Origin of the sequence: Rhodococcus sp. NPDC059234, assembly GCF_042754225.1 — a bacterium.
Lineage (GTDB): Bacteria > Actinomycetota > Actinomycetes > Mycobacteriales > Mycobacteriaceae > Rhodococcus_G.
Genome location: NZ_JBHZAH010000165.1, coordinates 1 through 8,551, shown reverse-complemented (window position 1 = coordinate 8,551; position 8,551 = coordinate 1). Strand labels below are relative to the sequence as shown.

Genomic DNA, 8,551 nt, shown 5'->3' with positions numbered 1-8,551 from the left:
GCCTTTCCGGTGGCCGGAGCCACCGGAAAGGCGCACGGGTCGAAAGGCATTACTTCGAGTACAGCTCCACGATCAGCTGCTCCTGGAGCGGCACGTCGATCTGCGCGCGCTCCGGCTCCTGGTGGACCAGGACGCGGAGGCGACCCGGAACAACCTGCAGCCAACCCGGAACCGGGCGGTCGCCGACGGTCTCGCGGGCAACCTGGAACGGCAGCGTGCTCAGCGACTTCTCCTTGACATCGATGATGTCGTACTGGGAGACGCGGTAGCTGGGGATGTCGACCTTCTTGTTGTTCACGAGAAGGTGACCGTGGCTCACGAGCTGACGAGCCTGACGACGGGTACGAGCCAGGCCGGCGCGGTACACGACGTTGTCGAGACGGGTCTCGAGGATGCGCAGCAGGTTCTCGCCGGTCTTACCCGGGCGACGCACCGCTTCCTTGTAGTAGCGGACGAACTGCTTCTCCATGACGCCGTAGGTGAAGCGGGCCTTCTGCTTCTCCTGCAGCTGGAGCAGGTACTCGCTCTCCTTGATCCGCGCGCGGCCGTGCTGGCCCGGCGGGTAGGGGCGACGCTCGAACGCCTGGTCGCCTCCAACGAGGTCGACGCGCAGACGACGCGACTTGCGGGTGATGGGGCCGGTATAACGTGCCATTTTCTAAACCTTTCCTTCCCGCTAGACCCGACGCCGCTTGGGCGGACGGCAGCCGTTGTGCGGCTGAGGGGTGACATCGGAGATGGTGCCGACCTCGAGGCCAGCAGCCTGCAGCGAGCGGATCGCGGTCTCGCGTCCCGAGCCGGGGCCCTTGACGAAGACGTCGACCTTCTTCACGCCGTGCTCCTGCGCCTTGCGGGCAGCGTTCTCGGCGGCCAGCTGAGCGGCGAACGGGGTCGACTTACGCGAACCCTTGAAGCCCACGTGGCCCGACGACGCCCAGGAGATGACGTTGCCGGCCGGGTCCGTGATGGACACGATCGTGTTGTTGAAGGTGCTCTTGATGTGAGCGGCACCGTGCGGGACGTTCTTCTTGTCCCTGCGACGCGCCTTCTGGGTCTTCTTCGGACCGGTGCTACGTGACTTAGGGGGCATTACTTCTTCTTCTTCCCTGCGATCGTGCGCTTCGGGCCCTTACGGGTACGAGCGTTGGTCTTGGTGCGCTGTCCACGCACGGGCAGACCACGACGGTGGCGCAGGCCCTGGTAGCAGCCGATCTCGATCTTGCGACGGATGTCGGCCTGCACCTCGCGGCGGAGGTCACCCTCGACCTTGAGGGACTCCTCGATGTACTCGCGGAGCTTGGTCAGGTCCTCGTCCGTGAGGTCCTTGCTGCGCAGGTCCGGGTTGACACCCGTCGCTGCCAGGATCTCCTTGGAGCGGGTACGGCCAACGCCGTAGATGTAGGTCAGTGCGATCTCCATGCGCTTTTCGCGAGGAAGATCAACACCTGCGAGACGTGCCATGTGGCATTCCTATCGGTGTGCGGAGGTCTGCTCCCAGTCCATCCCCTGTGCCATCCGAAAGTCAGACTCCGGATACGTCTTTCAACTAACTCAGTGGGGCCCCGGCCTCCGTGCCGGGGGTAGACCTACGCCTGCCGGTGGACTCGAGAGTCCGATGGCCGTGGACGTCGGCTGGTGCTGGAAGGTCTTCTTTGCTTGTTGCCAAGCCGATCCGAAAAGCTGTGATCTAGCCCTGACGCTGCTTGTGACGCAGGTTGTCGCAGATCACCATGACCCGACCGTTACGACGGATCACCTTGCACTTTTCGCAGATCTTCTTGACGCTCGGCTGAACCTTCACGTCTGTCTAATCTCCTGTGTGTCGCCCACCGGGGGTGGACATGGGTCTCCCAGACCAGGAGTGGTCCGGGAAGTGCGTTACTTGTACCGGTAGACGATGCGACCGCGAGAAAGGTCGTAGGGCGAGAGCTCTACGACGACACGGTCTTCCGGCAGGATGCGAATGTAGTGCTGACGCATCTTGCCGCTGATGTGCGCGAGGACCTTGTGGCCGTTCTCGAGCTCAATGCGAAACATTGCATTGGGCAGCGGTTCGACTACGCGTCCCTCGACCTCGATGGCTCCGTCTTTCTTAGCCATATCCTCCGCGATCCGTTGGTGGGCATCGTTCTCCGTTACGGTGGTGCACGCGCGTGAAAGAACCGGGCGAGCGGCACCTCGGGCGACCGAGGTCTCCGAGAACAGCAAACGACCGGTACGCAGGGCGCACCGTTGATCTATCCTACCGGAGTTCTCCCACCAGGCCAAATGCGGCCCGCCGCGAAAGGAACCCCCCGCGTGCGTGCCGTCGTCCAGCGTGTGACCTCCGCGTCCGTCGAGGTGGACGGCCGGACGGTCGCACGCATCGACCCGGACGGCCAGGGACTGCTGGTCCTGCTCGGCGTCGGCCACGACGACGACCCCTCGGTCGCGAGCGCCCTCGCCGCGAAGGTGTGGAGGCTGCGGATCTTCGACAGCGAGTCGAAGGACCCTCGCGGTGGCGAGCGGTCCGCGTCCGACATCGACGCACCGATCCTGGTCGTCAGCCAGTTCACCCTGCTGGCCGACACCCGAAAGAGCCGGCGCCCGTCCTGGTCCGCCGCCGCGCCGCGGACGGTCGCCGAGCCGCTGGTCGACGCGTTCGCCGAGGCACTGCGGGCGCTCGGCGCGACGGTCGAGACCGGCCACTTCGGTGCCCACATGCGGGTCGCCTCGGTCAACGACGGCCCGGTCACCCTCCTGCTGGAGTCCTGACGGCCGCGAGGCCACACGACGAACGGGCACCCTCGGCCGGGATGGCCGTGGATGCCCGTTCGGGTGTCGAAACTGTCTAAGGACGCAGCGTCAGGATCCGCGGACCGTCCTCGGTGACCGCGACGGTGTGCTCCCAGTGCGCGGCGCGCGAGCCGTCGATGGTCACGACCGTCCAGTCGTCGTCGAGCACCTCGGTCTCGGTGGTCCCGAGAGTCAGCATCGGCTCGATGGCGAGCACCGACCCGACCACCAGCTCCGGACCCCTGCCCGGCTTGCCCTCGTTCGCGAGGAACGGGTCCATGTGCATCTCACGACCGATGCCGTGGCCGCCGTAGCCGTCCACGATGCCGTAGCTGCGGCCGTGGGCACTCTCGGCGGCGCGGGTGCCGAGTTCGATCGCGTGCGAGACGTCCGTCAACCGGTTGCCCGGCAGCATCGCCTTGATTCCCGCGTCCATCGACAGTCGGGTGGCCTCGCTGAGGTCGCGGTCGGCGTCGGAGATCTCGCCGACCCCGAAGGTCCACGCGGAATCGCCGTGCCAGCCGTCGAGGATCGCGCCGCAGTCGATCGACACCAGATCGCCCTCGGCGAGGATGTCGTCGGCCGACGGGATGCCGTGCACCACACGATCATTGACCGACGAGCAGATCGAGCCGGTGAAGCCGTGATAGCCCAGGAAGGACGGGACGGCGCCCGCATCCCGAATGGTCTGCTCCGCGATCCGGTCGAGTTCGAGCGTGCTCACCCCGGGCTTCGCGGCCGCGCGCACCGCGACCAGGGTCGCGCCGACGATCGCGCCCGCCGCTGCCATCGCGTCCAGTTCACCGGCGGAGCGGAACGGAACGACCTTCTTGCGACGAAACCCCACGGTGACCTCTTACTTGCCGAGCGCAGCGAGCGCGCGGGCGTTGACCTCGTCGACTGCACCGACGGCGTCGACGGTCACGATGCTGCCCGCGTAGTGGTCGAGCAGCGGCGCGGTCTCTTCGCGGTAGACGCGCATCCGGTTCCGGATGACGTCCTCCGTGTCGTCGGCGCGGCCTCTCGCCAGCATCCGCTCGACGACAACCTCGTCGTCGACGTCGAAGGCGAGCACGCCGTCGAGCTTGGCGTTCAGGCCGGCGAGGATGTCCTCCAGCGCCTGGGCCTGGTCCACGGTGCGCGGGAAACCGTCGAGCAGGAAGCCGTTCACCGCGTCCGGCTCGGAGACCCGTGCCTTGACCATGTTGTTGGTGATCTCGCTGGGCACCAGATCGCCGGCGTCCAGGTACTTCTTCGCCTCGAGGCCGAGCGCGGTCTGCTGCCCGATGTTCGCGCGGAAGAGGTCGCCCGTCGAGATGTGCGGAACGCCGAGCTTCTCCGAGAGGATGGCGGCCTGAGTGCCCTTGCCGGCACCGGGAGGACCAAGGAGGACGAGTCTCACTTGAGGAACCCTTCGTAGTTGCGCTGCATGAGTTGGCTTTCGATCTGTTTCACGGTGTCGAGGCCAACACTGACCATAATCAGGACCGCGGTACCGCCGAACGGCAGGTTCTGCGCTCCCCCCGAGTTACCGATGTCGAGGAACAGGTTCGGCAGGACGGCGATCGTGCCGAGGTAGATCGCGCCGGGCAGGGTGATGCGGCTGAGCACGTAGTTCAGGTAGTCCGCAGTCGGACGCCCGGGCCGGATGCCGGGGATGAACCCACCGAACTTCTTCATCTCGTCCGCGCGTTCCTCGGGGTTGAACGTGATCGCGACGTAGAAGTAGGTGAAGAAGACGATGAGCGAGAAGTAGATGAGGATGTAGACCGGGTTCGCCGGGTTCACCAGGTACTGCTGGATGAGCTTCTGCCACCAACTCGGGTCGGTCGCCGTGCTCGCACCGGTCAGCTGGGCGATCAGGTTCGGCAGGTACAGCAGCGACGACGCGAAGATCACCGGGATGACGCCGGCCTGGTTGACCTTGAGCGGCAGGTACGTCGACGAGCCGCCGTACATCTTCCGCCCGACCATCCGCTTGGCGTACTGCACCGGGATGCGGCGCTGGCCCTGCTCGACGAACACGACACCGGCGATGATCGCGAGGGCCGCGAGGCACACGAGGCCGAACACCAGGCCGCCGCGGCTGTCGAGGATGCTCTTGCCCTCAGACGGGATGCGCGAGGCGATACCGGCGAAGATCAGGAGCGACATGCCGTTGCCGACGCCGCGCTCGGTGATCAGCTCGCCGAACCACATCACCATGGCCGCACCGGCGGTCATGACGAGCACGATGATGACCAGGCCGAAGATGGACTGGTCCGCGATGATCTCCTGCTGGCAGCCCTGCAGCAGCTGGCCGCGGGCGGCCAGCGCGACAATGCCGGTCGACTGCAGGATGGCCAGCGCGACCGAGAGGTAACGCGTGTACTGCGTCATCTTCGCCTGGCCCGACTGGCCCTCCTTCTGGAGTTCCTCGAACCTGGGGATGACCACGGTGAGCAGCTGCACGATGATGCTCGCCGTGATGTACGGCATGATGCCGATCGCGAACACCGACAGCTGCAGCAGCGCGCCGCCGGAGAACAGGTTGATCAGCGAGTAGATGCCCGCCGACTCACCGCCCGAGACCTGGTCGATACACGCCTTGACGTTCGAGTAGTCGACGCCCGGCGAGGGCAGGTGGGCACCGAAGCGGTAGAGCGCGATGATCCCGAGAGTAAAGAGGATCTTCCGCCTCAGGTCTGGAGTCCTGAGGGCCGAGACGAAGGCGGAAAGCAAAGATCCTCCTGGGCACGACGGGGTGATTGTGAGCGGAAGTGCTCGACGGTGCAATGAACGCTAGAACTTTAGCAGTGGCCCCCGAGCAAACAGTCGGGCAATGCCACATTGGTGCACAACGCAAGTGCATCTGGCCGCAAGACAGATGGCCGCAGCACCACCCGTGAGGGCTGTACTGCGGCCATCGTGTCCTGTCAGAGCCTGATCACAGCTCGGTGGCGGTGCCACCTGCAGCGACGATCTTCTCCTTGGCGGATCCGGTGAACTTGTCCACGGTGACCTGAACGGCAACCGTGAGCTCGCCGTCGCCGAGAACCTTGACGAGCTGGTTCTTGCGAACCGCGCCGGCCTCGACGAGCTCGGCAACGCCAATCGTTCCACCGTTGGGGAACAGTCGGGCGATGTCGCCCACGTTGACGACCTGGTACTCGGTCCGGAACGGGTTCTTGAATCCCTTGAGCTTGGGCAGACGCATGTGCAGCGGCATCTGTCCACCCTCGAAGGCGGCGGACACGTTCTTGCGGGCCTTGGTGCCCTTCGTGCCACGACCGGCGGTCTTGCCCTTCGAGCCTTCACCGCGACCGACGCGAGTCTTGTCGGTCTTGGAGCCCGGCGCGGGGCGGAGGTGGTGCAGCTTGATGGTCATGGTTAGACCTCCTCAACTGTGACGAGGTGGCGAACCACGTTGATCAGACCGCGGTTCTGAGCGTTGTCCTCACGGACAACGGTCTGACGAATGCCCTTCAGGCCGAGCGTCCGCAGGCTGTCGCGCTGGTTCTGCTTGGTCCCGATCGAGCTCTTGACCTGGGTGACCTTCAGTTCGGCCATGATCAGACTCCCTGTCCCGCACGTGCACGCAGCATGCCGGCCGGGGCAACGTCCTCGAGCGGCAGACCGCGACGAGCGGCCACCTCCTCCGGACGCTGCAGACCCTTGAGGGCGGCAACAGTTGCATGCACGACGTTGATCGCGTTGTCGCTACCGAGCGACTTGGCGAGGATGTCGTGGACGCCCGCGCACTCGAGCACGGCGCGCACCGCACCACCGGCGATCACACCGGTACCCGGGCTGGCCGGACGCAGCATGACGACGCCAGCCGCTGCCTCGCCCTGAACCGGGTGGGTGATGGTGTTGCCGATGAGGGGAACGCGGAAGAAGCCCTTGCGAGCCTCCTCGACACCCTTCTGGATGGCCGCGGGAACTTCCTTGGCCTTGCCGTAGCCGACGCCGACGAGTCCGTTGCCGTCGCCCACGATCACCAGGGCGGTGAAGCTGAAGCGCCGACCACCCTTGACGACCTTCGACACGCGGTTGATCGCGACAACGCGCTCGAGGTGGTCCGACTTCGGGGCCGACTGGCCGCCGCGACGATCGTCACGGCCGCCGCCACGACGGTCGCCGCCGCCACGGTTGTCCCCGGTGTTGGGGCCATTCTGTCCGGCGGGTCCGCTGCCGCCGTCACGCCTCTGACGTCCCGGCATCAGACTGTCCTTCCATTCGTGAGCTTCATCATCAGAACTTCAACCCGCTTTCGCGAGCGGCGTCCGCCAGGGCCGCAATGCGACCGTGGTAGCCGTGTCCGCCGTGGTCGAAGACGACGGCCTCGACGCCGGCGGCCTTCGCGCGCTCGGCGATCAGCTGACCGACCTTCGCGCTGAGGGTCTTCTTGTCGCCCTCGGCCGCACGCAGGTCCGCCTCGGTGGTCGACGCCGCGGCCAGGGTACGGCCGGCGAGGTCGTCCACGAGCTGGACGTGGATGTGGCGCGAGGAGCGGTTCACGACCAGGCGGGGACGCTCGGGCGTGCCGGAGACCTTCTTGCGCAGACGGAAGTGACGACGCGTCTTCGCGAGACGACGCGTGGTGGACGCATCCTTGCCCAGCGGGATCCGCTTGGCTTTCTGGTTTGCAGTCTGACTCATATCACTTACCCGTCTTTCCGACCTTGCGGCGGATCTGCTCACCCTCGTAGCGAACGCCCTTGCCCTTGTACGGGTCGGGACGACGCAGACGACGGATGTTGGCCGAGATCTGGCCGACCTTCTGCTTGTCGATGCCGGAGACCGAGAAGCGGGTGGGCGTCTCGACTGCGAAGGTGATGCCCTCCGGCGCCTCGATCGGCACGGGGTGGCTGTAGCCCAGCGCGAACTCGAGGTCCTTGCCCTTGAGTGCGACGCGGTAGCCGACGCCGTGGATCTCCATCTTGGTGGTGTAGCCCTCGGTCACACCGGTGATGAGGTTCGCGACCAGGGTGCGCGACAGACCGTGCAGCGCGCGGCTGCGACGCTCGTCGTCGGGACGGGTGACCAGCAGGGCACCGTCCTCGCCCTTGGCGATTGCGATCGGCTCGGCGATGGTCAGCGACAGGGTGCCCTTGGGACCCTTGACCGACACGTCCTGGCCGTCGATGTTGACGTCAACGCCCGCGGGGACGGTGACCGGAATCTTTCCAATACGCGACATTGTGGTGGCCTCCCTTACCAGACGTAGGCGAGGACTTCGCCGCCCACGCCCTGCTTGGCCGCCTGACGGTCGGTGAGCAGGCCAGTGGACGTGGAGATGATCGCCACGCCCAGACCGCCGAGGACCTTGGGCAGATTGGTGGACTTCGCGTAAACCCGGAGACCGGGCTTGGAAACGCGCCGGACACCCGCGAGGCTGCGCTCACGGCTGGGTCCGTACTTCAGGTCGACGATGAGGGTCTTGCCCACCTCGGCGTCCTCGGTGCGGAAGTCGGAGATGTAGCCCTCGCGCTTGAGGATCTCGGCGATGTTCGCCTTGATCTTCGAGTGGGGAAGCTTCACCTCATCGTGGTACGCCGAATTGGCGTTGCGCAGACGCGTCAAGAAGTCTGCGATGGGGTCAGTCATGGTCATGAGGTTGACCTGAACCTTTCTCGCCACGGTTCCCTCTGCTGTTGCCAGCGCAGGCCTATCGCGAAGTGGGTCTTTCCATTTCCCGGCCCGAGGTTACGAACCGGAAGTGTGTGTGCCGGGAAACCGGCTGAGGCTCCGGCGTGAGCCGGAGCCTCTTCGGTCACCAGGAGCTCTTGCGAAC

15 protein-coding genes are annotated in these 8,551 nt (G+C 65.8%); 1 reads left to right on the top strand and 14 read right to left on the bottom strand.

Going from position 1 to position 8,551, the window contains the following annotated elements; genetic code table 11:
* Nucleotides 1-49: 49 nt before the first annotated feature.
* The 5 genes from rpsD to infA all read right to left on the bottom strand — a co-directional run bounded on the left by rpsD (nt 50) and on the right by infA (nt 2,100).
* The gene (gene rpsD, locus ACFXGJ_RS23070; RefSeq protein ID WP_378428650.1) at nt 50-655 is read right to left on the bottom strand and encodes a 30S ribosomal protein S4; all 606 of its coding nucleotides are present in this window, start codon (nt 653-655) and stop codon (nt 50-52) included.
* Between the two features lie 21 nt (nt 656-676).
* A complete protein-coding gene (gene rpsK / locus ACFXGJ_RS23065) occupies nt 677-1,090 on the bottom strand; it encodes a 30S ribosomal protein S11 (RefSeq protein ID WP_005239680.1) in 414 nt (137 codons plus the stop codon).
* A complete protein-coding gene (gene rpsM / locus ACFXGJ_RS23060) occupies nt 1,090-1,461 on the bottom strand; it encodes a 30S ribosomal protein S13 (protein ID WP_378428648.1) in 372 nt (123 codons plus the stop codon). Before rpsM ends, rpsK begins: the two co-directional genes overlap by 1 nt.
* 226 nt (nt 1,462-1,687) lie before the next feature.
* Entirely contained in the window at nt 1,688-1,801 is a 114-nt protein-coding gene (gene rpmJ, locus ACFXGJ_RS23055; RefSeq protein ID WP_025347279.1) for a 50S ribosomal protein L36, read from the bottom strand.
* A gap of 77 nt (nt 1,802-1,878) precedes the next feature.
* Complete coding sequence (gene infA / locus ACFXGJ_RS23050; protein ID WP_003418601.1) at nt 1,879-2,100, bottom strand: translation initiation factor IF-1; 222 nt, start codon at nt 2,098-2,100, stop codon at nt 1,879-1,881.
* A 198-nt stretch (nt 2,101-2,298) separates the two neighbouring features.
* On the opposite strand from infA, the gene dtd reads away from it, so the two are divergent.
* Nucleotides 2,299-2,754 (top strand): D-aminoacyl-tRNA deacylase, encoded by a 456-nt coding sequence (gene dtd, locus ACFXGJ_RS23045; RefSeq protein ID WP_378625377.1) that lies wholly within the window; start codon nt 2,299-2,301, stop codon nt 2,752-2,754.
* Between the two features lie 76 nt (nt 2,755-2,830).
* Here dtd and map read toward each other — a convergent pair whose 3' ends face one another.
* The 9 genes from map to rpsH form a co-directional block, all read right to left on the bottom strand.
* Nucleotides 2,831-3,622, bottom strand: coding sequence for a type I methionyl aminopeptidase (gene map, locus ACFXGJ_RS23040; RefSeq protein ID WP_378625374.1), 792 nt, complete (start codon nt 3,620-3,622; stop codon nt 2,831-2,833).
* 9 nt (nt 3,623-3,631) lie between these two features.
* Nucleotides 3,632-4,177 (bottom strand): adenylate kinase, encoded by a 546-nt coding sequence (locus ACFXGJ_RS23035; protein ID WP_378625370.1) that lies wholly within the window; start codon nt 4,175-4,177, stop codon nt 3,632-3,634.
* Nucleotides 4,174-5,496, bottom strand: a complete 1,323-nt coding sequence (gene secY / locus ACFXGJ_RS23030) for a preprotein translocase subunit SecY (RefSeq protein WP_378625367.1) — start codon at nt 5,494-5,496, stop codon at nt 4,174-4,176. Before secY ends, ACFXGJ_RS23035 begins: the two co-directional genes overlap by 4 nt.
* Before the next feature lie 205 nt (nt 5,497-5,701).
* Entirely contained in the window at nt 5,702-6,142 is a 441-nt protein-coding gene (gene rplO, locus ACFXGJ_RS23025) for a 50S ribosomal protein L15 (RefSeq protein WP_378625364.1), read from the bottom strand.
* Between the two features lie 2 nt (nt 6,143-6,144).
* A complete protein-coding gene (gene rpmD / locus ACFXGJ_RS23020) occupies nt 6,145-6,324 on the bottom strand; it encodes a 50S ribosomal protein L30 (protein WP_378428638.1) in 180 nt (59 codons plus the stop codon).
* A 2-nt stretch (nt 6,325-6,326) separates the two neighbouring features.
* Nucleotides 6,327-6,977, bottom strand: coding sequence for a 30S ribosomal protein S5 (gene rpsE / locus ACFXGJ_RS23015; RefSeq protein WP_378428636.1), 651 nt, complete (start codon nt 6,975-6,977; stop codon nt 6,327-6,329).
* A gap of 31 nt (nt 6,978-7,008) precedes the next feature.
* Complete coding sequence (rplR, locus tag ACFXGJ_RS23010) at nt 7,009-7,416, bottom strand: 50S ribosomal protein L18 (protein WP_378428635.1); 408 nt, start codon at nt 7,414-7,416, stop codon at nt 7,009-7,011.
* Between the two features lies 1 nt (nt 7,417).
* Nucleotides 7,418-7,957 (bottom strand): 50S ribosomal protein L6, encoded by a 540-nt coding sequence (gene rplF, locus ACFXGJ_RS23005; protein WP_378428633.1) that lies wholly within the window; start codon nt 7,955-7,957, stop codon nt 7,418-7,420.
* A gap of 14 nt (nt 7,958-7,971) precedes the next feature.
* A complete protein-coding gene (rpsH, locus tag ACFXGJ_RS23000; RefSeq protein WP_142100159.1) occupies nt 7,972-8,370 on the bottom strand; it encodes a 30S ribosomal protein S8 in 399 nt (132 codons plus the stop codon).
* Between the last annotated feature and the right edge of the window lie 181 nt (nt 8,371-8,551).